This is a genomic window from Marinovum sp. (assembly GCF_034669705.1).
Lineage (GTDB): Bacteria > Pseudomonadota > Alphaproteobacteria > Rhodobacterales > Rhodobacteraceae > Marinovum.
In genome coordinates, this window is record NZ_JAXMOR010000028.1 from 38,294 (window position 1) to 63,908 (window position 25,615).

At 66.3% G+C, this 25,615-nt stretch carries 20 protein-coding genes, 3 tRNA genes and 1 pseudogene; 9 read left to right on the forward strand and 15 right to left on the reverse strand.

Annotation, left to right across the window (positions count from 1 at the left end; all coding sequences use genetic code 11):
* Positions 1–56 precede the first annotated feature (56 nt).
* On the reverse strand, positions 57–662 hold the full coding sequence (gene pdxH, locus VOI27_RS17415) for a pyridoxamine 5'-phosphate oxidase (RefSeq protein WP_323766851.1): 606 nt from the start codon (positions 660–662) through the stop codon (positions 57–59).
* Positions 663–798: 136 nt separating this feature from the next.
* Between pdxH and fabI the strand changes: the two genes are divergently transcribed.
* From fabI to trpE, 4 genes are all read left to right on the forward strand, one after another.
* A complete protein-coding gene (gene fabI, locus VOI27_RS17420; protein ID WP_323766853.1) occupies positions 799–1,605 on the forward strand; it encodes an enoyl-ACP reductase FabI in 807 nt (268 codons plus the stop codon).
* 256 nt (positions 1,606–1,861) lie between these two features.
* Entirely contained in the window at positions 1,862–2,365 is a 504-nt protein-coding gene (gene gpt, locus VOI27_RS17425) for a xanthine phosphoribosyltransferase (RefSeq protein WP_323766855.1), read from the forward strand.
* 139 nt (positions 2,366–2,504) lie between these two features.
* Positions 2,505–4,349: a peptidylprolyl isomerase gene (locus VOI27_RS17430; RefSeq protein ID WP_323766857.1), complete on the forward strand. Its 1,845-nt coding sequence runs from the start codon at positions 2,505–2,507 to the stop codon at positions 4,347–4,349.
* 9 nt (positions 4,350–4,358) lie between these two features.
* Positions 4,359–5,870, forward strand: a complete 1,512-nt coding sequence (gene trpE, locus VOI27_RS17435; protein ID WP_323766859.1) for an anthranilate synthase component I — start codon at positions 4,359–4,361, stop codon at positions 5,868–5,870.
* Between the two features lie 358 nt (positions 5,871–6,228).
* Here trpE and prfB read toward each other — a convergent pair whose 3' ends face one another.
* The 4 genes from prfB to VOI27_RS17455 all read right to left on the reverse strand — a co-directional run bounded on the left by prfB (position 6,229) and on the right by VOI27_RS17455 (position 12,549).
* Positions 6,229–7,356 (reverse strand): peptide chain release factor 2, encoded by a 1,128-nt coding sequence (gene prfB / locus VOI27_RS17440; RefSeq protein ID WP_323766861.1) that lies wholly within the window; start codon positions 7,354–7,356, stop codon positions 6,229–6,231.
* Positions 7,357–7,463: 107 nt separating this feature from the next.
* Positions 7,464–9,977 (reverse strand): PBP1A family penicillin-binding protein, encoded by a 2,514-nt coding sequence (locus VOI27_RS17445; RefSeq protein WP_323766863.1) that lies wholly within the window; start codon positions 9,975–9,977, stop codon positions 7,464–7,466.
* Positions 9,978–10,085: 108 nt separating this feature from the next.
* On the reverse strand, positions 10,086–11,297 hold the full coding sequence (locus tag VOI27_RS17450; RefSeq protein ID WP_323766865.1) for an N-acetylmuramoyl-L-alanine amidase: 1,212 nt from the start codon (positions 11,295–11,297) through the stop codon (positions 10,086–10,088).
* A gap of 94 nt (positions 11,298–11,391) precedes the next feature.
* Positions 11,392–12,549, reverse strand: coding sequence for a pyridoxal phosphate-dependent aminotransferase (locus tag VOI27_RS17455; RefSeq protein ID WP_323766867.1), 1,158 nt, complete (start codon positions 12,547–12,549; stop codon positions 11,392–11,394).
* 57 nt (positions 12,550–12,606) lie between these two features.
* Here VOI27_RS17455 and VOI27_RS17460 point away from each other — a divergent pair, with 57 nt between their 5' ends.
* Complete coding sequence (locus VOI27_RS17460; protein ID WP_323766869.1) at positions 12,607–13,917, forward strand: M48 family metalloprotease; 1,311 nt, start codon at positions 12,607–12,609, stop codon at positions 13,915–13,917.
* Between the two features lie 25 nt (positions 13,918–13,942).
* Positions 13,943–14,695: a DsbA family protein gene (locus VOI27_RS17465; RefSeq protein WP_323766871.1), complete on the forward strand. Its 753-nt coding sequence runs from the start codon at positions 13,943–13,945 to the stop codon at positions 14,693–14,695.
* Positions 14,696–14,881: 186 nt separating this feature from the next.
* Here the strand turns inward: VOI27_RS17465 and ispG are convergent, their stop codons facing one another.
* From ispG to hemA, 3 genes are all read right to left on the reverse strand, one after another.
* Entirely contained in the window at positions 14,882–16,006 is a 1,125-nt protein-coding gene (ispG, locus tag VOI27_RS17470; protein ID WP_323766873.1) for a flavodoxin-dependent (E)-4-hydroxy-3-methylbut-2-enyl-diphosphate synthase, read from the reverse strand.
* A gap of 86 nt (positions 16,007–16,092) precedes the next feature.
* On the reverse strand, positions 16,093–17,391 hold the full coding sequence (locus tag VOI27_RS17475) for a helix-turn-helix domain-containing protein (RefSeq protein WP_323766875.1): 1,299 nt from the start codon (positions 17,389–17,391) through the stop codon (positions 16,093–16,095).
* 121 nt (positions 17,392–17,512) lie between these two features.
* Complete coding sequence (gene hemA, locus VOI27_RS17480; protein ID WP_323766877.1) at positions 17,513–18,748, reverse strand: 5-aminolevulinate synthase; 1,236 nt, start codon at positions 18,746–18,748, stop codon at positions 17,513–17,515.
* Positions 18,749–18,964: 216 nt separating this feature from the next.
* On the opposite strand from hemA, the gene VOI27_RS17485 reads away from it, so the two are divergent.
* A complete protein-coding gene (locus VOI27_RS17485) occupies positions 18,965–20,344 on the forward strand; it encodes a M20/M25/M40 family metallo-hydrolase (RefSeq protein ID WP_323766879.1) in 1,380 nt (459 codons plus the stop codon).
* 128 nt (positions 20,345–20,472) lie between these two features.
* On the opposite strand, the gene VOI27_RS17490 is transcribed toward VOI27_RS17485, so the two are convergent.
* On the reverse strand, positions 20,473–21,606 hold the full coding sequence (locus VOI27_RS17490) for a Hint domain-containing protein (protein ID WP_323766881.1): 1,134 nt from the start codon (positions 21,604–21,606) through the stop codon (positions 20,473–20,475).
* A 209-nt stretch (positions 21,607–21,815) separates the two neighbouring features.
* On the reverse strand, positions 21,816–22,688 hold the full coding sequence (locus tag VOI27_RS17495; protein ID WP_323766883.1) for a glycosyltransferase family 2 protein: 873 nt from the start codon (positions 22,686–22,688) through the stop codon (positions 21,816–21,818).
* 74 nt (positions 22,689–22,762) lie between these two features.
* Here VOI27_RS17495 and VOI27_RS17500 point away from each other — a divergent pair, with 74 nt between their 5' ends.
* Positions 22,763–23,518 carry a hypothetical protein gene (locus VOI27_RS17500; protein WP_323766886.1) on the forward strand — a complete coding sequence of 252 codons (756 nt, stop codon included), beginning with the start codon at positions 22,763–22,765 and terminating at the stop codon, positions 23,516–23,518.
* Positions 23,519–23,605: 87 nt separating this feature from the next.
* Here the strand turns inward: VOI27_RS17500 and VOI27_RS17505 are convergent.
* The 4 genes from VOI27_RS17505 to VOI27_RS17520 form a co-directional block, all read right to left on the reverse strand.
* Positions 23,606–23,682: transfer RNA gene (locus VOI27_RS17505), tRNA-Asp, on the reverse strand.
* A 182-nt stretch (positions 23,683–23,864) separates the two neighbouring features.
* Positions 23,865–23,941, reverse strand: a tRNA-Asp gene (locus tag VOI27_RS17510).
* Between the two features lie 166 nt (positions 23,942–24,107).
* The gene (locus tag VOI27_RS17515; protein ID WP_323766888.1) at positions 24,108–24,398 is read right to left on the reverse strand and encodes a hypothetical protein; all 291 of its coding nucleotides are present in this window, start codon (positions 24,396–24,398) and stop codon (positions 24,108–24,110) included.
* 155 nt (positions 24,399–24,553) lie between these two features.
* Positions 24,554–24,629, reverse strand: a tRNA-Val gene (locus VOI27_RS17520).
* 157 nt (positions 24,630–24,786) lie between these two features.
* Here VOI27_RS17520 and VOI27_RS17525 point away from each other — a divergent pair.
* Complete coding sequence (locus tag VOI27_RS17525; RefSeq protein ID WP_323766890.1) at positions 24,787–24,981, forward strand: hypothetical protein; 195 nt, start codon at positions 24,787–24,789, stop codon at positions 24,979–24,981.
* A 281-nt stretch (positions 24,982–25,262) separates the two neighbouring features.
* On the opposite strand, the pseudogene VOI27_RS17530 reads toward VOI27_RS17525, so the two are convergent.
* Positions 25,263–25,490 (reverse strand): annotated as a pseudogene (locus VOI27_RS17530) (integrase core domain-containing protein); the annotation flags it as partial.
* Positions 25,491–25,615: the final 125 nt, after the last annotated feature.

Sequence of the window (25,615 nt, forward strand, 5' to 3'; positions counted from 1 at the left end):
AATGCAAGCCCATATCCCTGATATAGCGGCGAAATGCATTTCACGTTACGCAAAATTCAGGGGTTAAGTCGTGAAATTTCCCAGCTTTCTCCTTGTGATTGACGCCGCCAGACAAAGCGGTCGTGCAGGCGAAAGGCGCCGTCCGCCCAGAACTCGATCTCGACCGGGGTGATCCGCCAGCCGCCCCAGAACGGCGGCCGCTCGGGGTCGGAGCCCTTTTGCGCGGTGACCTTGGCAACCTCGGCCATCAGCGCGCTGCGCGAAGCCAGCGGCCGCGACTGATCCGAGGCCCATGCCCCCAGCCGGCTCTTGAGCGAGCGCGACTTGTAATAGGCATCCGCCTGCGGCCCGTCCTCGCGGCTGACATGGCCGCGCACCCGGATCTGCCGGCGCAGGCTCTTCCAGTGCATCACGAAGGCCGCGGTGCCGGTGGCCTCGATCTCGCGGCTCTTGGCGCTGCCGTAATTGGTATAGAAGACGAAGCTGCCCTCTTCGATATCCTTGAGCAGCACCATGCGGGCATTGGGCAGGCCCTGCGCGTCCACCGTGGCCAGCGCGATGGCATTGGGGTCATTGACCTCGGTCTTTTCGGCCTCGGCCAGCCAGCGACGCGAGATCTCGAACGGGCTGTCGCCGGCGAATATGCCTTTGCGTTCCGACATGGATCGGCTCCTTTTCACGGTAGTCTAACGGTTTTATATCGCGTCGTCGCCGACGCATTCGAGAGTTCATGCCCTTGATGGATAGGGTGCAATGCCATAAGCGTGACATTCGAGACACTTGAGCGGAGAATGCGAGATGTCAAATACGCTGATGGCCGGCAAACGCGGCCTTATCATGGGGCTGGCGAACGACAAGTCGATTGCCTGGGGCATCGCCAAGGCGCTGGCCGATGCGGGCGCCGAGCTCGCGTTTTCCTATCAGGGCGAGGCGCTCAAGAAACGGGTCGGCCCGCTGGCCGCGCAACTGGGCAGCGACATCGTCCTGCCCTGCGATGTGGGCGACGAGGATTCGATCGATGCGCTCTTTGACGGGCTCAAGGAGCGCTGGGGCGAGCTGGACTTCATCGTCCACGCGATCGGCTTTTCCGACAAGAACGAGCTTCGCGGTCGCTATGTCGAGACCAGCCGGGCGAACTTCACCCTGTCGATGGACATCTCGGTCTACAGTTTCACCGCGGTGATGCAGCGCGCCGAGAAGATGATGAAGCCCGGCGCCTCGGCGCTGACGCTGACCTATTACGGTGCCGAGCGGGTGATGCCGCATTACAACGTGATGGGCGTGGCGAAGGCGGCGCTCGAGGCCTCGGTGCGCTACCTGGCGGAAGATCTGGGCAAGGACGGCATCCGGGTGAACTCGATCTCGGCCGGCCCGATCAAGACGCTGGCGGCCTCCGGGATCGGCGATTTCCGCTACATCATGAAGTGGAACGAGTACAACTCGCCGCTGCGCCGCAATGTGACGATCGATGACGTGGGCCGCTCGGCGCTTTACCTGCTGTCGGACCTGGGCTCCGGCGTGACCGGCGAGAACCTGCATGTGGACGCGGGCTATCACGTGGTCGGCATGAAGGCGGTCGACGCCCCGGATATCACCAAGGGGTAATTGTCGGCGGCCCGGATTCAGGGCCGCAGCCCGCCGGTCTCTCGGCATTTGCAGGGCAACCGCCTGCCGGCAGCACGTTGCAGGCAAAGTGCGAGAGGCCAGCGGCTGTCCACCCCGTCGCACCCAAGGTGCGCCGTTAGTGCCGGCGCGCCTCCGTGACGGGCAGCCGCAGGCCCGGCTCGCGCAACAATTTCCAACCGCCAGCTTCCTTTTTCCGGACCGTTCAGCTAGACGCGAGAAAAACGGAGGGCCGGAGATGAGCGATCGTCTGCCACATGAAAAAGGTTTTCACGTCAGCTGGGACCAGCTGCACCGCGACGCACGGGCGCTGGCCTGGCGGCTGGACGGGCACGGCCCCGACGATGGCGGCTGGCGCGCCGTGGTGGCGATCACCCGGGGCGGCATGGCGCCGGCGATGATCGTCGCGCGAGAGCTCGATATCCGCATGGTCGATACGATCTCGGTCAAGAGCTACAACCACCAGGAACAGACTGAACCCAAGGTGATCAAATCCCCCGACATGGATGTCGTAGGCGACGGCACCGGGGTGCTGGTGATCGATGACCTGGTCGACACCGGCAAGACCATCGAGGCGGTCCGCACCCATATGCCCAAGGCCCATATTGCCACGGTCTACGCCAAGCCGATGGGCCGGCCACAGGTCAACAGCTTTATCACCGAGGTCAGCCAGGACACCTGGATCTTCTTCCCCTGGGACATGGCGCTGCAATACGTCGAACCCTACCGCGGCAAGGACTGAGACGGGCTCGTTTCCCCGGCACGGCCCCGGGCGAGGAGGGCCCGAACCGGGCCGAAGAGCCGCCCTGCCCCTCTTGCCCCTGCCCCGGCCTGCGCGTAGACACGTCTCGCAATTAAGGCGGTAACAGCAGGGGCAGATCATGGCCAAAGGCAACAGCATCTCCAAGACATTGGTCTGGATTCTCATGGGCCTGCTCTTTGTCGGGCTGGCGGGCTTCGGCGCCACCAACCTCTCGGGCACGGTCCGCTCGGTGGGCGCCGTCGGCGACACGCCGATCAGCGTCGATGACTATGCCCGCGCCCTGCAGAACGAGATGCGCAGCGTCCAGGCCGAGACCGGCCAGGCGCTGACCTTTGCCCAGGCCCAGGCGCTTCAGATCCCCCAGCGCGTGCTGAGCCAGTTGATCACCACCACCGCGATCACCAGCGAGGCCGAGAGCCTCGGCGTCTCGGTCGGTGACGAGACCGTGGCGCAGGAGCTGATGGGCATCTCCGCCTTCCAGGGCGCTGGCGGCAGCTTCGACCGCGACACCTATCGCTTTGCACTGGAGAACGCCGGTCTCAACGAGGCCGAGTTCGAGCAGGACCTGCGCGAGGAGACCGCCCGCGCGCTCCTGCAGGCCGCCGTGGTCTCTGGCACGCCGATGCCTGACACCTATGTCGAAACCCTGCTGGGTTTTGTCGGCGAGACCCGCGCCTTCACCTGGGCCGCGCTCGACGACAGCGCGCTAGAGACCCCGGTGCCGGCCCCCACCGAGGACGAGCTCGCCACCTTCCACCAAGACAATATCGCCTCTTACACGCGCCCCGAGAGCCGCGACATCACCTATGCCTGGCTGACGCCGGAAATGCTGCTCGACACCGTCGAGGTCGACGAGACCACTCTGCGCGAGGCCTATGACGAGCAGACCGACCGCTTCAACCAAGAGGAACGCCGGCTGGTCGAACGGCTGGTGATGCCCGACACCGAGGCCGCAGAGGCCGCCATCGCCCGCATCGAGAGCGGCGAGAGCGATTTCGAGGCCGAGGTCACGTCGCGCGGCCTGCTGCTGCCCGACGTCGACATGGGCGATGTCACCCGCCGCGACCTGGGCGCCGCTGCCGAGGCGATCTTCACCGCCGAGGTCGACGACGTGGTCGGCCCCTTCGCTTCCGATCTCGGCCCGGCGATCTTTCGCGTCAACGGCGTGCTGCCGGCCCAGGCGACCTCCTTCGAGGAGGCCACCCCGATCCTGCGCGAGCAGCTGGCCCAGGACCGCGCCCGCCGGGTGATCGACAGCCTGATCACCGATATCGACGACCTGCTCGCCGGCGGCGCCACGCTCGAGGAACTGGCGGAGGAGACCGAGATGGTGCTTGGCCAGATCGACTGGACGCCGCAGAGCGACAACGAGATCGCGGGCTACGACAGCTTTCGCGAGCGCGCCGCCGCGGTCAGCACCGAGGATTTCCCAGAGGTCGCGGCCCTGGGCGACGGCGGCATCTTTGCCATCCGCCTCAACGGCGTGAACCCGCCCGAACCGCAGCCGCTCGATGAGGTGCGCGCCGCCGTCGAGACCGACTGGACCCGTGCCGAGACCGAGCGCCGCCTGCTGGAGCGCGCCGAGGCGCTGGCGGCAGACCTCGGCGAAGGCAAGACCTTCGAGGGCCTCGGCCTCTCGCCCACCACCGTCACCGGCCAGACCCGCTCGGGGCAGCTTCCGAACCTGCCGGCCAATACGCTGGAGCAGGTCTTTGCCCTCGACACCACCGGCACCCTGACCCTGCCGCACCAGGGCCGCGCGGTGATCCTCCGGCTCGACGCGATCACCGCCCCGGATTTCGACAGCCAGGAGAACCAGGTGATCCTGCAGGCGCTGAACCAGCAGGTGAACTCCGGCCTTTCCAATGACATGTTCCAGGCGCTGGCCAGCGACATCCAGACCCGGGTCGGCATCTCGATCGACCAGCAGGCGCTGAACGCCGTTCACGCCAACTTCCAGTAAGGACGCAAGATGGCCCTGACGCCCGACTTCGACGGTTTTGCCAAAGGTTATGCCGCGGGCAAGAACCAGGTGGTCTATGCCCGGCTTGCGGCCGATCTCGACACGCCGGTCTCGCTGATGCTCAAGCTGACGGGGGCGGCGCGCGATGCCTTCATGCTGGAATCGGTGACCGGCGGCGAGGTGCGCGGCCGTTATTCGATCATCGGCATGAAGCCCGACGTAATCTGGCAGTGCCATGACAAGAAAGCCCGGATCAACCGCGAGGCGCGCTTTGACCGCGACGCCTTTGTCCCCGTCGACGCCGATCCGCTGAGCTCGCTGCGGGCGCTGATCGAGGAGAGCCATATCGACCTGCCGGCTGATCTGCCGCAGGCCGCCGCCGGGCTCTTCGGCTATCTCGGCTATGACATGATCCGGCTGGTCGAACATCTGCCCGACGTGAACCCCGACCCCCTTGGCCTGCCCGACGCGGTGATGATGCGGCCTTCGGTCATTGCCGTGCTCGACGGCGTCAAGGGCGAGGTTACCGTCGTGGCCCCGGCCTGGGTGCGCGAGGGGCAATCGGCAAAGGCCGCCTATGCCCAGGCGGCGGAGCGGGTGATGGACGCGGTGCGCGATCTCGAGCGTGCCCTGCCCTCGGAAACCCGCGATCTCGGCGAGGCGGCGGTGATCGGCGCGCCGCAGTCGAACTTTTCCAAGCCGGATTACCTGGCCGCGGTCGAGAAGGCCAAGGAATACATCCGTGCCGGCGATATCTTTCAGGTAGTGCCGTCGCAGCGCTGGACGCAGGATTTTCCGCTGCCGCCCTTCGCGCTCTACCGGTCGCTCAGGCGCACCAACCCTTCGCCCTTCATGTTCTATTTCAACTTCGGCGGCTTTCAGGTTGTGGGTGCCAGCCCCGAAATCCTGGTGCGGGTGTTCGGCCGCGAGGTCACCATCCGCCCGATCGCCGGCACCCGCCCGCGCGGCGCCACGCCGGAGCAGGACGATGCGTATGAGGCCGATCTGCTGGCCGACAAGAAGGAGTTGGCCGAACACCTGATGCTGCTCGACCTCGGCCGCAACGACACCGGCCGGGTGTCGAAGATCGGCACCGTGCGGCCCACCGAGGAGTTCATCGTCGAGCGCTATTCGCATGTGATGCACATCGTTTCGAACGTGGTGGGCGAGCTTTCCGAGGACCACGACGCCCTGTCGGCGCTGCTCGCCGGGATGCCGGCCGGCACGGTCTCCGGCGCGCCCAAGGTGCGGGCGATGGAGATCATCGACGAGCTGGAACCGGAGAAACGCGGCGTCTATGCCGGTGGCGTCGGCTATTTCAGCGCGGGGGGCGACATGGACATGTGCATCGCCCTGCGCACCGCCGTGGTGAAGGACGAGAAGCTCTATATCCAGGCCGGCGGTGGCGTGGTCTATGACAGCGATCCCGAGGCCGAGTTCATGGAAACGGTCAACAAGTCCAAGGCGATCCGCAAGGCCGCCGAAGAGGCCGGGCGGTTTACCGGCAGCGGCAACGGCTGATCTGCGGCCGGCTATGTCGGGCGGTGTGGCACGGGTTTTTTGTGTTTGGAACCAGCTTCTCGGCCGCGAGGTCCCGGCTCAAGGCCGGGACGGCGGCGGTTGCTCAGTGCTTAAGGAGCGTCAGAGCCGCGCATCGACGGGCCGCGGTGCGGCGATCCGACGATTGTGACGGAGCACTTCATGTTCGCCAAGCCCGTACGACCGACGATCGTCTCGCTGGAGGCAGCCAAATCACCGCGCCGTCCGGGCGGCATCATGCCAGAGGCATGCCTTCGGCATGACGATGCGCGGCGGGCTTGCAGCCCGCTGTTAACGCGCCTGCGTCATCCTTCAGGTTACACCAGGCATTGGGCGAGCCTCAGTCCTCGCCCTGCGCCTCCGCCCGGCTCTTGCCCGACACGTCCATCGCCAGCGTCGCGGCCATGAATCCATCAAGATCGCCGTCCAGCACCCCCTTGGTGTCAGAGGTCTCGTGACCGGTCCGCAGGTCCTTCACCATCTGGTAGGGCTGCAGCACGTAGGAGCGGATCTGGTTGCCCCAGCCGGCATCGCCCTTGGCCTCATGCGCGGCGTTGATATCGGCATTCCGCCGGTCGAGCTCAAGCTGATAGAGCCGCGATTTCAGCGCCTTCATGGCGATGTCGCGGTTCTGGTGCTGCGATTTCTCGGACGAGGTCACCACGATGCCGGTCGGATGGTGGGTGATCCGCACCGCCGAGTCGGTGGTGTTGACGTGCTGGCCACCGGCGCCCGAAGAGCGGTAGGTGTCGATGCGGATGTCAGAGGGGTTGACCTCGATCTCGATATTGTCATCGACCACCGGGTAGACCCAGACCGAGGAAAACGAGGTGTGCCGCTTGGCCGCCGAATCGTAGGGCGAGATCCGCACCAGACGGTGCACGCCGCTCTCGGATTTCAGCCAGCCATAGGCATTGTGGCCCGAGATCTTGTAGGCGGCGGACTTGATCCCCGCCTCCTCGCCAGAGCTTTCCGACTGCAGCTCGACCTTGTAACCCCGCGCCTCGGCCCAGCGAACATACATTCGCGCCAGCATCGCCGCCCAGTCGCAGCTCTCAGTGCCGCCGGCGCCGGCGTTGATCTCGAGGAAGGTGTCATTGGCATCCGCCTCGCCATCCAAGAGCGCCTCAAGCTCCTTCTGCGCCGCGCGGTCGCGCAGCGCCACGATCGCCGCCTCGGCCTCGCTCACGACCTCCTGGTCGTCTTCCATCTCACCCATCTCGATCAGCTCGAGATTGTCAGACAGCTCCTGCTTCATGCTCTCGTAGGCGGCGACCTTGTCCATCAGGATCTGCCGGTCGCGCATCAGCTTCTGCGCCTTCTCGGGATCGTTCCAGAGGTCCGGATCCTCGGTCATGGCGTTGAATTCTTCCAGCCGGTGCGGCGCGGTCTCATAGTCCATTCGCTGCGCCAAAAGCGCCAGCGACTTCTCGATTTCAGCAACCTTGTTCTGGATTTCCGCGCGCATGTCTCTTCCCGGCTTGAGGCGTTTCAGACCTGCCTGATACCAAGCCCCCGGCCCATGGACAAGCCACCGGAGCCGCGCACCCGGCCCGGACGGGCCGGGGCACGCGCTTAATAGAGCCCGCCCGAGGACAGCGTGCCGAAGCTGGCCTTGGGGCCAACAACGGCTTTCCGGCCGGTCGATGTGGTGACCTGCTTGCTGGTGTTGCCCGGCGCGATCTGTTCGAAGTTCGACCCCATGGCAAAGCCGCCGTCGAAGGTGATGCCAAACACCGGCTCCTCGCCCTCCCGGAAACATTCATTGACCACGTTCGGCCCCGAGGCGCCGTCGGAGAGCCGCGCGCCGGAGAAGCGGTCGATCTTGATGAACTGGCAGGCCGGCGGCACGCTGAACTTGCCGCCGCCGTATTTCTTCACCGCCTCTGACATGAAGCGCTGGAACACCGGGCCGCAGAAGCCACCGCCAGAGGCGCCACGGCCAAGGCTGCGCGGCTGGTCGTAGCCGATGTAGCAGCCCGCCACCACGTTCGAGGTGAAGCCCACGAACCAGACATCCTTGGCGTCATTGGTGGTGCCGGTCTTGCCGGCGGTGGGCACCGGCAGGTCGACATAGTTCGAGGCGGTGCCGCGCTCGACCACGCCCTGCATCATCGAGGTCAGCTGGTAGGCGGTGACCGGGTCCATCACCCGCTCGCGGTCCGACACGATCCGCGGGCCATAGCTGGGCGCGATCGAAGGGTCGGCGCAATCGGTGCAGTCGCGGGTGTCGTGGCGATAGACGGTCTTGCCATAGCGGTCCTGCACCCGGTCCACCAGCGTCGGTTCGACCCGCTCGCCGCCATTGGCGAACATCGCATAGGCCGCGACCATCTTGAACAGCGTCGATTCCTGCGCCCCGAGCGCATTGGCCAGCACCGGGCTGAGACGGTCATAGACGCCGAACCGCTCGGCGTAGCTGCCGACCACGTCCATGCCGACCTCCTGCGCCAGACGGATGGTCATCAGGTTGCGCGACCGCTCGATGCCGGTCCTGAGCGGCGTCGGGCCATAGAACTGGTTCGAGGCGTTCTTGGGCCGCCAGACGCCCTGTGGCGTGTCGATCTCGATCGGCGCGTCGACGATGATCGTCGCGGGCGTATAACCGCTGTCGAGCGCCGAGGCATAGACGAAAGGCTTGAACGACGAGCCGGGCTGGCGCTGCGCCTGTGTGGCGCGGTTGAACACCGAATGCTGGTAGGAGAATCCGCCCTGCATCGCCAGCACCCGCCCGGTGTTGACGTCCATCGCCATGAAGCCGCCCTGCACTTCCGGCACCTGCCGCAGGGTCCAGCGGAGGAAGTCGCCGGTGCCGTTGTCGCCGGTGGTCATCCGGCGGACATGAACGATGTCGCCGACCTTGAAGTTGTCCTGAAAGCTGCCCCGGATCCACTCGATGTCGTTGCGCGGCACCGCATGGGGCGCGTTCTCGTCCTCGCCGACGCCCTCGATGCCAAGCCGCAGCTGCTGGTCCTCGACCGCCAGCACCACCGCCGGGTACCACGGGCTCTCGAGGGTGACGTCACGCGCCACCCGCACATCGGCCAAGGCCTCGCGCCAATTGTCGACCTCGGCGGCATCGATGCTCTTGCCGGTGCCGCGCCAGCGGCCGAGGCCGCGGTCATACTGCTCAAGCTGCTTCTGCAGCGCATGGGCGGCGATCACCTGCATCTCGGGGTCAACGGTGGCGCGCACGGTCAGGCCGCCGGAGAAGAACTCGCCCTCGCCGAAATCCTCCGACAGCTGACGGCGGATCTCGTCGGTGAAGTAGTCGCGCGGCGGCAGCGCGGTCTTGAAGCTCTCGAAATCGCCGTTCTGCACCGAGCGCAGCGGCTGGGCGACCTCGTCGCGGTAGACGGCCTCGGTGATGACGCCGTTCTCCATCATCTCCTCGAGCACGAAGTTGCGCCGCTCGAGCAGCCGGTCCTTGCGCCGCACCGGGTGGAAATCAGACGGCGCCTTGGGCAGCGAGGCGAGGAAGGCGGCCTCATGCGGCGCCAGCTCGCCAAGGGTCTTGTTGAAATAGGTCTGCGCCGCGGCGGTCACGCCATAGGAGTTCTGGCCGAGAAAGATCTCGTTCATGTAGAGCTCGAGAATGCGGTCCTTGGGCAGGGTTTCCTCGAGCCGGGTGGCGAGGATGATCTCCTTGATCTTGCGCTCGATCCGGCGGTCGCCGGAGAGCAGGAAGTTCTTCATCACCTGCTGGGTGATGGTCGAGGCGCCACGCACGTTCTGGCCGCGCGACTGCACCGCCTGCACCGCCGCAGCTAGGATGCCGCGGGCGTCATAGCCGCCGTGCTCGTAGAAGTTCTTGTCCTCGGCCGAAATGAAGGCATCCTTGACCAGATCGGGGATGTCCTCGGCCGGGGTGAACAGCCGGCGTTCCTGGGCGAACTCGTCGATCATCCGGCCTTCGCCGGAGTAGATCCGGCTGATCGTCGGCGGGGTGTACTGGGCCAGCGATTCGTGGCTCGGCAGGTCGCGGCCATAGACCCAGAAGATCGCGCCGATCGACAGGGCCACCGCGGCGGCCCCCATGGTCACCACGGTGAAAATTCCGCCAAAGAAAGAAAGGATGAACCTCAGCACCGCGCGCTCCTGCTGGTTTAGAGGGCTTATATAGGGCCGATGCGAAGGGGGGTCAAAACACAAACCCCGTTATGATCGCCGATCGCGGAAATCAGCCAACCGCGCCGATCACTTTCGCCTGAGCGGCGCGATGGTGGCATCCGCACGGGCCCAGGCTAGGATGCCGTCGCGGATGCCGGTGGCCATCTTCAGCCGCCATTGCGGGTCCTGCAGGTTCTCGAGATCGCGGTCGGTCGAGAGGAAGCCGACCTCGACCAGCACGCTTGGTATGTCGGCGGCCTTGAGCACCGAGAACCCGGCCTCGCGCAGCGGGTCCTTGTGGATCTCGCCCACCGCCGCGCCGATGGCGTCGACCATGGCGCGCGCCAGCAGCACCGAGCGCGGGCCGTTGTCCTGCCGTGCCAGATCCATCAGGATCTCGGCCACCTCGTCGTCCGATCCGGTAAGGTCGACGCCGGCCAGCAGATCGCTGCGGTCGTGGCGTTCGGCCAGCGCCGCGGTGGCCTCGTCGGTGGCGGTCTCTGACAGGGTGTAGACCGAGGCGCCATGCGCCACCCCCTCTTCGATCGCATCAGCATGCAGCGAGATGAACAGGTGTGCGCCGGCGCGCCGGGCAATCGCGACGCGGGCCTCGAGCGAGACGAAATGATCCTCCTCGCGGGTCATCACCACCTCGATGCCGCCGGCGCGCAGCAGCGCTTCCTTGACGTCGCGCGCCAGCTGCAGCACCAGGTCGCTTTCGCGGTAGCCGCCGCGAAGCGCGCCGGGATCGATGCCGCCATGGCCGGGGTCGAGGACCACGGTCAGCACATCCGGCACGCCCCCCGCCTCGGCCCGCAAGGCCGGCTCCGGCATCACCCATTGCGCGCTCGGCACGGCACCGGTGGCGGCATCGAACGCCGCGCGTCCGGCCTTGTCGAGCGTCAGCCGCAAGAGCGCGCCAGCGGTGGTATCATCGATCTCGAGCGCGGCGGTGCGCAGGGTCAACGGCGTCGCAAGCTCGGCCACGAAGCGCGACCAGCCGGGCTGCAGCGCACCGAAACGCACGGTCTCGAGCAGTTTCGACTCGAAGGCCTCTGGCGTCAGCCCGGTCCAGTCGACCTCCTGGAAGTCGAGGATCAGCCGGTCGGGATCGGCCAGCGTGTAGGCCCGCCAGGGCACCCCCTGCGAGAGCCCGAATTCCAGCGTCAGATCGCCGCCGCGGACGACACCGGTCTCCTCGGCGTCGATCCGCGCCAAGGCGCCAAACTCCTGCGCCGTGGCAGCCGTGGTAAAAGCGGCCAGCGCGACGGCGCAGGCGGAAAGGAAATATCTGCTCATGCCGAGGCCCCTTGCTGCACGGGTCTCCTGCCCGCGTTCCGGCGGCAATCTACCACGCATCGGCCCGTCGTACAGCCCTCTTGCGGCGCCGCGTTCACGCCCGCGTCAGGCCGCGTCCGGCCATGAACCCCGACAACCGCGCCAGCCCTTCGCGGATGTCGGCGGTGCTGCGGGCATAGGAGAACCGCAGTGTGCCGCCGCCGCGCACCGGGTCGAAATCCAGCCCCGGCGTCACCGCCACCCCGGCCTCGTCGAGGATCGCGCGGGCAAAGCCGAGGCTGTCGTCAGTCAGGTGGCTGACATCGGCATAGACGTAGAAGGCACCATCAGGCGGCGCGATCCGGTCGAAGCCGGCCTTGGGCAGCCCCTCGAGCATCAGCCGGCGGTTCTCGGCATAGACCGCGAGGTTGGCGCGCAGCTCGGTGTCGCAGTCCATCGCCGCCAGCGCCGCCACCTGCGCCACATGCGGGGCGCAGATGAACATGTTCTGCGCCAGCCGCTCGATCTTGCGCACGTGATCTTCGGGCACCACCATCCAGCCGACGCGCCAGCCGGTCATGCTGAAATACTTGGAGAAGGAGTTGATCACATAGCAGTCGTCGGTGATCTCCAGCGCGGTGACCGCCTTGGCCTCGTATTCGATGCCGTGGTATATCTCGTCCGAGATGAAGGCCGCGCCCTTGGCCTGCGCCGCCTGGATCAGCGCCGTCATCGCCGCCCGGTCCAGCATGGTGCCGGTCGGATTGGCGGGCGAGGCCACCAGCAGGCCCTGGATGTCGAGGCCGGCAAAATCCTCCGGCACCGGCTGCAGGCGATGTTCAGGACGTGTGGCAAGGTCGACCGGCCGCAGGGACAGCCCTTTGAGGATCTGGCGATAGCTCGGATAGCCCGGCGCGCCGATCGCCACCCGGTCGCCGGCATCGAACAGCGCGGTGAAGGCCAGCAGGAAGGCGCCTGATGAGCCCGGCGTGACGATCACCCGCGCCGGATCAAGCGTGACCCCGTACCAATCGGCATAAAGCCGCGCAATCCGGGCGCGCAGCGCCGGCAGGCCCAGCGCCACGGTATAGCCCATCGGATCGCTCTGCATCGCCCGGCCCACGGCGTCGCGTGCGCCTTGCGGCGCGGGCGTTCCGGGCTGTCCGACCTCCATGTGGATGATGTGGCGACCCGCCGCCTCGGCCTGCCGTGCGGCCTCCATCACGTCCATCACAATGAAGGGATCGACCTCACCGCGCCTTGAGTCTCGCATGCAATTCTCCCAAGCTCTGCCCGGAGGCGGTTTTCCGGGATCGAAGCGGGGAGGTCAATGCGGATACTGAGACAGGCTGTGGCGGCGCTCATGCTCTGGGCGCTTTTCGTCGTGCCGGCCAAGGCGGCCGGGCTGATCCGCGATGCCGACGTGGAATACGCGCTGACGCAGCTGGCCGCGCCGGTGCTGCGCGCCGCCGGGGTGCCGTCGAACCTGCGGGTGCTGGTGATCGATGATCCTTCGCTGAATGCCTTTGTCGCCGACAACCAGCATATCTTCCTCAATTCCGGGCTGATCATGAAGCTCGGCAGCGCCGAGGCGCTGCAATATGTCATCGCCCATGAGGCGGCGCATATCTCCAACGGTCACCTCGCCCGCCGCGCCGGCAATGCCCGCGCCGCGCGCACCGCCGCAGGCCTCGGCATGGTGCTGGCCGCCGCCGCCGCGGCCTCTGGCGCACCCTCGGTCGCCACCGGCATCGCCGCCGGCAGCCAGAGCGCGGCGCTGCGCCAGTTCCTCGCCCATACCCGCGCCGAGGAAAGCTCGGCCGATGCCACCGCGCTGCGCAGCCTGCTGCGCGCCGGGATCGACCCCAGAGCCGCGCTCGAGGTGCATGACATCTTTCGCGGCCAGGAGGCGCTGAGCGCCACCCGGCAGGACCCCTACATGCGCTCGCACCCGCTGACCCGCGACCGGATGCGTGCGGCGCAGGGCTTTGTCGCCGGCAACGCCGGCCAGACCCGCAGGGACCCCGGCGCCGCCTATTGGTTCGACCGGGCGCAGGGAAAGCTCTCGGCCTTCCTGCGCGCGCCGAGCTGGACCCTGCGGCGGGCGAACTCGAGCCTGAGCCCGGACATCGCCCTGATGCGCGAGGCGGTGGCGCATCACCGCAGCTCGAACCTGAAGAAATCTCTGGCGGCGATCGACCGGGCGCTGGCGATGCGCCCCAAGGATGCGCTCTATCTCGAACTCAAGGGGCAGATCCTGCTCGAAAGCCGGCAGTTCGGGCCGGCAGTGCAGGTCTATGCCGCGGCCGCCAAGATGGCGCCGAACGAGGCGCTGATCCTCGGCGGGCTTGGCCGGGCGCAGCTGGCCGCCGGCGATCCCGGCGCCGCGCTTGCCGTGCTGGAACGCGCCCGGGCGCGGGATTTCCGCGACCCCCGCATCCTGCGCGACCTTGCGGTCGCCTATGCCAAGACCGGCCAGACCGGCATGGCGTCGCTGGTCACCGCCGAGCGCTATGCGTTGCAGGGCCGGCTCGAGGATGCGCGGTTGCATGCCACCCGCGCCGAGGCGCAGCTGCCGCGCGGCTCGGGCCCTTGGCGGCGGGCCGAGGATGTGCTTTCTGCCACCAGACACCTGCGCTGAGGCGCCAGACCACAGGGGATCCCCAATGTATCGTTTTCTCACCTCCACCGCCCTTGCCGCAACGCTGCTGGCCGGGCCGGCGCTGGCCACCGATCTGACCGACATGACCGAGGCCGAGAGCGCCGCCTTCGGCGCGGCGGTGCGCGCCTACCTGATGGAGAACCCCGAGGTGATCATCGAAGCGGTCAACGCGCTCGAGCAGCGCCAGCAGGCGGCGCAGGGCGACCGCGACGTCGATCTGATCGCCGCCAACCGGGGCGATATCTTCGACGACGGCTTCAGCCATGTGGGCGGCAATCCCAAGGGCGACGTGACGCTGGTCGAGTTCATCGACTACCGCTGCGGCTACTGCCGCAAGGCGCATGAAGAGGTCAAGGAGCTGATCGAGAGCGACGGCAATATCCGCTTCATCGTCAAGGAGTTCCCGATCCTCGGGCCGGACAGTCTGGAAAGTTCGAAGTTCGCCATCGCGGCCGGCGAAGTGGCCGGCGAGGACGCCTATATGGCGGCCCATGAGGCGCTGATCAATTTCGGCGGCACGGTCAACGAGGCGGCGCTGCGACGCCTGGCCGAGACCCTGGAGCTCGATGCCGCGGCGGTGCTGGCCGAAATGGAGAGCGACACCGTGGCAGAGCGCATCGCCGAGACCCGGGCGCTGGCGCAGCGGCTGCAGATCAACGGCACGCCGACCTTCGTGCTCGACGAGACCCTGCTGCGCGGCTACCTGCCGCTCGACGCCATGCGTCAGGTGGTGGAAGAAAGCCGCGCCGAGGGCTAATTCGCCGCCGGGCCGGCGTGAATCTGGCGGTGAGGCCCCGGATCAGGTCCGGGGCGGTGTTCGGAGGGACCGCTGGGCCTGCGTGATGTGGTCGGGAGAGTTCGGGGGCTCTGCCCCCGGCCTGCGGCCTCCTTCGGGACTATTTTCGGCCAGAAGAAGGGCTCGGTCGGGGGAGGGCTGCGGCGGTTACTCCGCGGCCTGGGCGGTGGCGGCTTCGAGTTCGGCGGCCTTCTTTTCCACCTCTTCGACGATGTGCTCGACCATCTGCTCGTTTGACATCTTGTGGCTGGCCTTGCCGGCGAGATAAACCATGCCGCTGCCGGCGCCGCCGCCGGTGAAGCCGACATCGGTCATCAGCGCCTCGCCGGGGCCGTTGACCACGCAGCCGATGATCGACAGGCTCATCGGCGTCTTGATGTGCTCGAGCCGCTGCTCGAGGATCTCCACCGTCTTGATCACGTCGAACCCCTGACGGGCACAGCTCGGGCAGGAGATGATGTTGACGCCGCGGTGGCGCAGGCCCAGCGACTTGAGGATCTCGAAGCCGACCTTGACCTCTTCGACCGGGTCAGCCGAAAGGCTGACGCGGATGGTGTCGCCGATGCCCATCCACAGCAGGTTGCCAAGGCCGATGGCGGATTTGATCGTGCCCGAGGTCAGCCCCCCGGCCTCGGTGATGCCGAGATGGATGGGCGCATCGGTGGCCTCGGCCAGCGCCTGGTAGGCGGCGGCGGCCATGAAGACATCAGACGCCTTGCAGGAGATCTTGAAGTCGTGAAAGTCGTTGTCCTGCAGCACCTTGATGTGATCGAGACCGCTTTCGACCATGGCCTCGGGCGTCGGCTCGCCGTATTTCTCCAGCAGGTGCTTTTCCAGCGAGCCGGCGTTGACGCCGATGCGGATCGAGCAGTTGTGGTCGCGCGCGGCGCGGATCACCTCCTTGACGCGGTCCTGCGAACCGATGTTGCCGGGGTTGATCCTCAGGCAGGCGGCACCGGCCTCGGCGGCCTCGATGCCGCGCTTGTAGTGGAAATGGATGTCGGCGACGATCGGCACCGGGCTCTCGCGACAGATCTCCTTCATCGCGCGGGCCGAGGCCTCGTCGGGCACCGAGACGCGGACGATGTCGGCCCCGGCCTCGGCCGAGCGGATGATCTGGTCGAGCGTGCCGCGCACGTCGGTGGTGATGGTGTTGGTCATGGTCTGCACCGAGATCGGCGCGTCGCCGCCAACGGCCACGTTGCCCACCATGATCTGACGGCTCTTGCGGCGGTAGATATTGCGCCACGGACGGACGTGATTGAGGCTCATGGCGGGATTCCCGAAGCTGAAGGCATGTGCCCGCAACCTAGTCAGCCCGGGCGGTAATGCAATGCGTCAGAGGGTATTCGGCGGGGTTATTCGCTGTCCGCCTCCGGCGCCGGCGTGGCGACGCGCAGGTTGAGCTGGGCCACCATCTTCTCGAGGTCGCCGTCGCTGGCGGGATCGGCGGGCTGGTAGCGGTCGGTCAGGCTGGCGGCTGCCAGCGCCACGTTGGAGGTGACCGCGCCACGCGGGCCGGCGGGCCCGTAGGTCTGGCCGTTGACCGCAAAGTAGACCGCGCCGGAGGCGCCGACTCGCAGCGTCGCCGGCTCTTCGCCCTGCGGCACGTCATAGGTGTCACCGGCGTTCATCACCGCCTCGTAGAGCACCGAGCCGTCGGCGGCGCGCACCCGCACCCAGGCCGGCCGTACGGCGACCAGCTGGACCCCGGGTTTCGGCGCTTCGAGCACCTGCGGCAGGGTGCTGGCGACCTGCTCGGCCACCTCGGTCATCACCTGCTCGAGCGGCACATCGCCCGACGCGGCGGCGCTGGCGGTCACGATCGAGGGCGCGCGTTCGCGGCTGGCATTTGCAAAGCTGCCCACGCGCGAGGGATCGAGCGTCGAGATCGGCGCATCACGGGCGATCATCACCGGCACGTCCAGCGCCTGCGGCCGGTAGAGCCGGTCCAGCGGCTCGCCAGAGGGCGGCGCGAAGACGCCGGCGCCGCGGGTCTCATCAGGGTCGAGGCTGTCGCCTTCCGGGGTGATCCGCCCTGCCCCTTCGAGCGGGTCGAGTTCCGCCAGCGCGATCGGCGTCTGGTCGACCGGGGTGAGCTGCACCCGCTGGATCTCCTGCAGCACGCTCCAGCCACCATAGCCGATGCCGGCGATCAGCGTCAGCAGCACCGCCATCGAGCCGATGGCGCCGGGTTCGATCTGCGCCAGCAGGCTCTCGCCGCGCGGGGCGAAGGGCATGTGCGGGTCCTTGAACAGGTCACGCTCGCCGGCGGGTTTCTGCGGCAGCGTCTGGCCGGGCTTGCGCTGTTGGCTCGAGGCCTCGGCCGACATGCCATGGGCGGTGGTGAAACCGCTTTCGAAACAGAATTTCTGAAAGGTGGCGTCGGGGTCCATGCCAAGATAGCGCGCATAGGACCGCACGTAGCCGGCGATGAAGCCGGGGGTGTCAAAGGCTTCGGGATCGCAATTCTCGATTGCGGCGATATAGGAGGCCTTGATCCGCAGCTCGCGCTGCACGTCGAGCAGCGATTTGCCCATCGTGGCGCGTTCGCCGCGCATGACATCGCCAAGACGCAAGGCGAAGTCGTCAAACCCCTTCGGGCCGACGGTATCCTCGCCTGGCGCAGTGCCGCGCCTCAGTTTGCGCCCTATCATGCCCATCTGCCCCGTTCTTCGATGCCCTGACCATTCCCCAACGGATCAGGACGATTCGTGTCGCCCTATATGTTGCTAGAAGATTAGCACGTAGCGCTAACAATGGCAGGGTCAAATACGTCTAGGCACTCAGGTCGGCACGATTCAGCGCACAATGCGACCAGAGATCGTCCATAGCACGTACAAGTGCATCGATCTCGCGCGGGCCATGCACCGGCGAGGGCGTGAACCGCAGCCGCTCGGTGCCGCGCGGCACGGTCGGGAAGTTGATCGGCTGGACATAGATGCCATAGGTGCCGAGCAACATGTCCGACAGCTTCTTGGTGTGCACCGGGTCGCCGACGATCACCGGCACGATATGGCTGCCGTGGTCGATGATCGGCATGCCCAGCCCCTTGAGCCGCAGCTTGAGGATCTTGGCCTGGGTCTGGTGACGCTCGCGCAGCGCCTGGTCGGTCTTGAGGTGACGCACGCTGGCCGCGGCCCCCGCCGCCACCGCCGGCGGCAGCGAGGTGGTGAAGATGAAGCCCGGCGCATAGGAGCGGATGGCGTCGCACATCTTGTGGCTCGCCGCGATATAGCCGCCCATCACGCCATAGGCCTTGGCCAGGGTGCCGTTGATGATGTCGAGCCGGTGCATCAGACGGTCACGCTCGGCCACGCCGCCGCCGCGCGGGCCGTACATGCCGACCGCGTGTACCTCGTCGATATAGGTCAGCGCGCCGAATTCATCGGCCAGGTCGCAGATCGCCTCGATCGGGCCGAAATCGCCGTCCATCGAATAGACTGATTCAAAGGCGATGACCTTGGGCGCCGCAGGATCGTCGGCCTCGAGCAGCTCGCGCAGGTGGTCGAGATCATTGTGGCGGAAGATCCGCTTGGCGCCACCGTTGCGGCGCACGCCCTCGATCATCGAGGCATGGTTGAGCGCGTCGGAATAGATGATCAGCCCGGGAAACAGCTTGGGCAGAGTGCTGAGCGTGGCATCATTGGCGATATAGGCGCTGGTGAACAGCAGCGCCGATTCCTTGCCGTGCAGGTCGGCCAGCTCGGCCTCGAGCCGCTTGTGATACACCGTGGTGCCCGAGATGTTGCGGGTGCCGCCAGAGCCTGCGCCGGTTGCATCGACCGCCTCGTGCATCGCCGCGAGCACCACCGGGTGCTGGCCCATGCCGAGGTAGTCATTGCCGCACCAGACGGTGATCGGCTGTTCGCTGCCATCGGGCTTGCGCCATGTGGCATGCGGGAAATGGCCCTGCTTGCGCTCGATGTCGATGAAGGTCCGGTAGCGCCCCTCTTCGTGCAGACGGCCGAGGGCCGTGTCGAGTTTCGCGGTATAGTCCTGCTTCTGGCTCACCGGGGCACCTCCGTTTGCGTGGGGCCGCGGGCCCTGCGTCCGAACAAGACCGCCGCAGGGGCAGTCAAATTCACGTTCCTGAATACTTACAGCGGGAAATCCCGTCTGGCAACCACTACTAACGGCGACCCATGGCCGCAGCATTGACCTATGTCAAACCCCACTGGACAGTGGTTTCCTCTTCGCTAGGGTCTGACGCAAAAAGGAAACCCGCCGATGGATATCTCTCCCGTTCTGACCCGAATCGACGATGACCTCAATGCGGCATCTGACCGCTTGAAGGAGCTTCTTCGAATCCAATCGATTTCCACCGATCCGGACTATGCCCCGCAGTGCCAGCAGGCCGCCGACTGGCTGGTGGCCGATCTGCAGAGCCTCGGCGCCGAGGCCAGCGCCCGCCCCACCCCCGGACACCCCATGGTGGTGGGCCACATCGGCGAGGGCGGCCCGCACCTGCTGTTCTACGGCCATTACGACGTGCAGCCGGTCGACCCGCTCGAGCTCTGGCACGCCGATCCGTTTGATCCGCAGATCGAGGACACCCCCGCCGGCAAGGTGATCCGCGGCCGCGGCGCCAGCGACGACAAGGGCCAGCTGATGACCTTTGTCGAGGCCTGCCGGGCGTGGATCGCGGTGCATGGCCGCCTGCCCTGCCGCATCACCTTCTTCTTCGAGGGCGAGGAGGAGAGCGGCTCGCCCTCGCTCATTCCCTTCATGACCGACAATGCCGCCGAGCTGAAAGCCGACATCGCGCTGATCTGCGACACCGGCATGTATGACCCCGAGACGCCCACCATCGTCACCATGCTGCGCGGGCTGATGGGCGAGGAGCTGACCATCAAAGGCCCCGACCGCGATCTGCATTCCGGCATGTTCGGCGGCATCGCGATGAATCCGATCCGGGTGCTCTCCCGCGTGCTCGCGGGGCTGCATGACGACACCGGCCGGGTCACCCTGCCCGGTTTCTACGACGGCGTGCCGGAACTGCCGGCCGAGGTCCGCGAACAATGGGCCGTGCTCGGCGATCCGTCCGAGATGGCACGCGACTTTCTCGGCGCGGTGGGGCTGTCACGGCCGGCGGGCGAGAACACCTGCACCGGGCTCGAGATGATCTGGTCGCGCCCGACCTGCGACGTCAACGGCATCTGGGGCGGCTACACCGGCGCCGGCTTCAAGACCGTGCTGCCGGCCGAGGCCCATGCCAAGGTGAGCTTCCGCCTGGTGGGCCAGCAGGACCCGCATGCCATCCGCGAGAGCTTTCGCGCCTATGTGCAAGGCCAGCTGCCAGAGGATTGCAGCGTGCGCTTCCAAGCCCACGGCGCCTCGCCGGCGGCCACGATGGACACCGCCTCGCCGCTGTTCGAGGCCGCGCGGCAGGCGCTCACTGACGAATGGCCGAACCCGGCGGTGTTTGCCGGCTGCGGCGGCTCGATCCCGATCGCGGGGTATTTCGGCGAGGTGCTGGACATGCCGGCGATGCTGATCGGCTTCGGGCTGGACGATGACCAGATCCACTCGCCGAACGAGAAATATGCGCTGACGAGCTTTCACAAGGGGATGCGGAGCTGGGTCAGGGTGTTGGGGAGTGTGGGGTGAGCTAGGAAATCACAAGATTCGCAAGGGAGCCAGAATGGCGGCGGCCCTCCCCGCAGTCGCCAGCTGCTCCAAACCCTCCGTCACATAGTTGCGCGCGGGGGACACCGGACAGCCCGGGTCACGTGACCTCAACTGGCGAAGGCTTTCTGGCGGGTTCCCTGCTGGAACACGATGCTGCGCGTCGCGGGATGGTCGCGTTTCAGACGGGCGAGCTGGTCAAGCGCCTTGCGCCTGAGCACCGGGCGCGCGGTGGGCCCGTAGGCCTCCTCCGGCGCGGCGTCAAGAAGGCGCGGGAGCATCGCAAGGATCCGCACGCGATTGATCGACGACAGCGCCTTCATCGCCTGCGGCCCGGGGTAGAAACTCTCCGACAGGACGCCGTTCGAGAGCAAGATCTGGTGCCGGTCGAACATCAAGTGATGATACGCCACGTCCCGCTTGCCACGCGCGACCCGCACCGGCCCGTCGAGTTCGCCCAGGTGCTTGGCTCGGACTAGCATCGACTGGCCGCCGGCCTTCATCAGGAGACAATGTTGCGGCGAGACCAGCAGGTCTGCCGTGCTGCGCAACACACCGGCCGGGATCAACACCGGCTTCAGATGCGGGTTGTGCGCGAGCGCCGCCTCGCCCAGCCGGCTGTGGCCGACCCAGCGGACCGGCTGGAACCCGTGGTCCAGCGTCCAGACCAGATCGCCGACCGAGATCTCCTCGACCGGCACCTCGCCTCGGGCGGTGCGGATCCGCGTGCCGGCGGTGAAACAGGCCATGTCGGCATAGGCCTCTTCGCTGGGCGTGGTCTGGTCGAGACTGTCGGCGCCGTCGCCATCGCGGGTGTCATTGGCGTTGTAGGTCGATCCGGTCGCGGGCGCGTGGCCCTCGGGATAGGCAAAGCCAACGTTGACGCCGTCGATCTTGACAACCCAGACCTCCAGTCCGGAGCTGTCCACCAGCGAGAACTCGTTCTCGACCACCGAGCCGGCCAGATAGGTGGTGCCGTTGATCGTGACATCAGAGGCCAGGGTCTGCGCGCCGCCGGTCTCGGCATAGCCATCCTGGAACATGCCGTCGTCGTCGAGGATGTCGATGACCGAGGAGGTGCCGCCGTTGTAGGTGAAATCGGTCCCGGTCCATGTCGGCAAATCGGGATTGTAGGGATTGGTGCCGGTCTGATCGGGGTCATTGCCATGGGTCGAGGTTTCCAGCTCTGACTGGGTCAGGCTGGTGGTGTACTGCGACCAATCATAGATCACCAATGATGGCATTGTTGCGCTGCCCTTATTTACGTGCCTCGGATATGTCGGCTCTTTTATCGAGCCTTGATGTTTGTTTGGTTAAGGAATCTGCAGACCAATTGTGGCAGGAATGGGGCAGCAGCCTTGTTCGCTCCAGGTTGAGCTGTCGATGCAACGGGTCAATCCAGGGCCAAAAGCGCCGAAGGCGGCGTCACGCGATGCGCTGAACAGGGGGCCGCTCACACCACCCCCAAAAACCGCTCCGGCAGCACCATCACCCTCTCGCTCTCCACCCGGTCGAACTGCCAGAACCCGGTCTCGCCCCGCTTTTTCCACGACCGGTGCATCGCCCGCCGCACGCCGGTCAGGTCGAAGGCCTCGGGCGCGGCCGCCTCGAAGGCCTCGAACACCGCCCGGTCCTCGCCCCGCGCCTGCGCGAACCAGTGTCGCCCGATCGCCGCGTCGCGCACCGAGGCCCCCACCGCCTCGGTCACCGCGTTGCGGTGATCCATCACCTGAACATAGGTCCCGAAGTCGCAGAACTTGAGGTGAAACAGCAGCAGCCCGTCCGGCGTGTGCAGCTTGGCGCTCTGGGCGAAATGCCCGCCCCGCGCCAGCTTGACCCCCTGTGACACCACGCAGGGCTTGGAATAATGCGGCGCAAGGCGGACGTGGCGGCGGGGCCCGAGGATATGGTCCTCGATCGGTGCAGGCTCGCTGTCGATCCGGTGCACCACCTCGAGCCCCACCGGCGTCAGCACCCGGCGCAGCGGCTGGTCGCGCAGGAACTCGAGCAGCGAGACCCCGGCGGCGGGATCGACCACCACCAGCTCGTCGACATCGCCGACGATCACATGGTCGTAATAGCAGCGCAGCCCCTGCACCAGATTGTTGAGCAGCCGCCAGCGCTTCATGTCGAAATTGGGATGCGGGTCGCCGGGGATGCCGATCACGTTGCAGCCCCGGGCCAGCTCTGCCACCTCTTCGCCGCGGCCGTGGTTGATGATGGTGCAGTTCTCGCGGCCCAGCGCCTCGCCGTAGTGCCTCAGCCAGGCCTTGAGGAAAAAGGCATCGTCACGCACCATGGTCAGCGCGGCGGCGGTTGTCTGCATGGGATCTGTCCTGCTCTTGCGCGGGTCTGCGGGCCCGGTTACCACTTTGCTTCACGATAGCCGGAATGCCCCCCATGCGCGATACAATCCTCACCGACCTGGCCGGCACCGGCTGGACCATCCGCCACAGTGGCGCCGCGCCCAAGCGCTTTCAGGTGATGGGCGAGCGCTCCTCCGGGACGAATTTCATCAAGCGGCTGATCGACGGCAACAGCTGGCTGGGCAATTCGGAGGTGCTGGGCTGGAAACACGGGGTGCCCTCGATGCTGGCGATCCCGGCGGATTTCACCGTGGTCTGCTGCTTTCGCGCCGCCGATGCCTGGGCGCTGTCGATGCATGCCAAGCCGTGGCATACGCGGCCGCCGATGCAGGCACTGGGGTTTTCGCAGTTCATCCGCGCGCCCTGGGACACCCGCGTCGACCGGCCGCGCTATTTCCCCTGGGCCGACGCACCGGAATACCGCGGCCAGCCGTTGCAGGCCGACCGCCACCCGGTGACCGGCGCGATGTTCCGCGACCTGTTCGAGCTTCGGGCGGTCAAGATGGCCACCCTGCTGAGCTTTGCGATCCGCCACAGCTCCTGCGTCTTTGTCCGGATGGAGGCGGTGCAGGCGGCGCCCGAGGCATTCCTTGCCGACCTGGTGGCTGGGTTGGGGCTGCCGGCCACCGAGACGCCCTACAAGCCGGTGACCAAGCGGCTGGGGGCGAAGTTCAAACCCTCGGTGATGACCCGGCCCGAGACGCCGGCAGAGATGCCAGAGGCGGATCGGGACTGGATGCGGTCGCGGCTCGACCTCGGGGTCGAGGAAGCAATGGGCTATACCTACTGACCAGCCCTGCGGGCCGTTTCAGAAACAATACCAAGGGTTTGTAGGGTGTCCTGCAGGCGCGCATCGCTGCGCGTCCTGCGGGAAAAGTGGCGCGGTTGACGGGGCTCGAACCCGCGACCCCCGGCGTGACAGGCCGGTACTCTAACCAACTGAGCTACAACCGCGCGTGAGGGCTGATTAAGATATGCCGCCCGGAGGGTCAACGGAGAAATGTCGGAAATCGGGGAAGTTTTTCGCCTTGCCACAACGCGCGTCCGGACCGGTGAAACGCCCCTGTCTGCGGGCGACGAAAGCCGGCATGAGGGGGCCCCTGGCGGGGAGGTCACTGATCATCGAAAGGGGAAAGTGGCGCGGTTGACGGGGCTCGAACCCGCGACCCCCGGCGTGACAGGCCGGTACTCTAACCAACTGAGCTACAACCGCGCGTGAGGGGCTGATTAAGTGAAGCGGCCGGTGGCGTCAAGCGGATTGGCGAAGATTTTTCCGGCTTTTTCTCAGCCTCCGCCGGCCCGGGGCCCCTGCCCGCCGCGGCCGCCCCTCTGGCGGCGCAAACCGCCTGCGGCCACGGGGGCTGGAAGGGGCGCCGGTCCTAGGCCTGCGCCGCCCGCGCGAGGACCTTGAGCGAGACGGAGATCTCATAGACCTTCCCCATCAGCACCGCCGTTCCAAAGGCGCCGAGACTGATCCCGACAGCCAGAAGCGTTCCGAAGGCGCCATCGCTGATCAACGCGGCGATCGCAAAGACCACGGCAAAGAGGCTGATCACCACCACGAGGTTGGCATAAAGGCCAAGCATCGGCGTGAAGAAGCCGGGCAGTTTCCTGCAAACCGGAGCGGAAGCGCGCAGGGCCGCGCGCAGGCTTGAATCGGTGGCTGTCATCGGTCGTCCTATCCTCGTTAACATGAACACGACTTCACGACATGCCGCGTCATCCTGGCCGATCCCCGGCAGGATCAAGGCATTGTCGTGATCCGCACGGCAGAACGAACCACGTCGCTGGCCGGTGCGGAAAATGGCATGCTGGCGGAGGGGAGTGGTGGGTGATGAGAGACTCGAACTCCCGACATCTTCGGTGTAAACGAAGCGCTCTACCAACTGAGCTAATCACCCTTGGTGGCCGGTTTTACTGTGCGCCCGTGAGGGCTTCAAGGCGGAAATCAGACCCGCCGGGCGGAATTCGCGATCTTCCGAAATCCCTGCTTGACCTCAAGTTTACTTGAGCTCGCAGGCTGATGCGCATCACTGCACGTCATGAAAGGAACCGCAGATGTTTGCCCTGACCACAGAGACCCGCCCTGCCCGCCGCACGACCTGGGCACTGCGCTGGATGCAGTTGCTTGACGCTCGGCGTCAGCGGCGTCACCTGACCGATCTGAGACGGGATCCGAGGCTGGCGCGGGATATCGGCATGACGCCCTTGCCCGTCGCGCCCGCACGCAACAGCAGCACGCTGCTGTGGTAGGCGGTCTGTACTAGGGAGAGAGTGGTGGGTGATAAGAGATTTGAACTCCTGACATCTTCGATGTGAACGAAGCGCCAGGGTGCCAACTTACTGGAAAACAGCCAAAAGGCAGCTTTTTAATCTGGCATCTAGGACGGTTTTTCCAAAGAACTGCGGTTCAACCTAGTTCAATGAACCAGGGAGCACTTCGCAGGCGCGGCTAGGACGCCGACGAAGCCCAGAGGTGGTCCTGGTTTTTCGACCATTTTTCCGCCGGGTTAAGCTATAGCATGGGTTTCATGTCAGGCGGCGGCTTTCAGAGTCTGGGGTGGCGTATCATAGGCCTCGGCGGGCGTCAGCAGCCCGTGCGATGAGTGCGGGCGTTTTTCATTGTAATAGTTGATCCATGTCCCGATCCCGTTGCGCGCGTCCGAGCCGGTCTCGAAGGCGTTCAGGTAGACGCATTCGTATTTCAGCGACCGCCAGAACCGTTCGATCATCCGATTGTCGATCCAGCGGCCGCGGCCGTTGTAAATGCCGTTTCAAATTTCCCCAAAAGTGCCGAAGTAAAATTCCCCACCTTTCGGTCTCGGTGATCAGCCGGCGGTGTTGATCTGCTTCTCCTTTTTCGGTGGCCGGCCACGCCGTTTCGGAG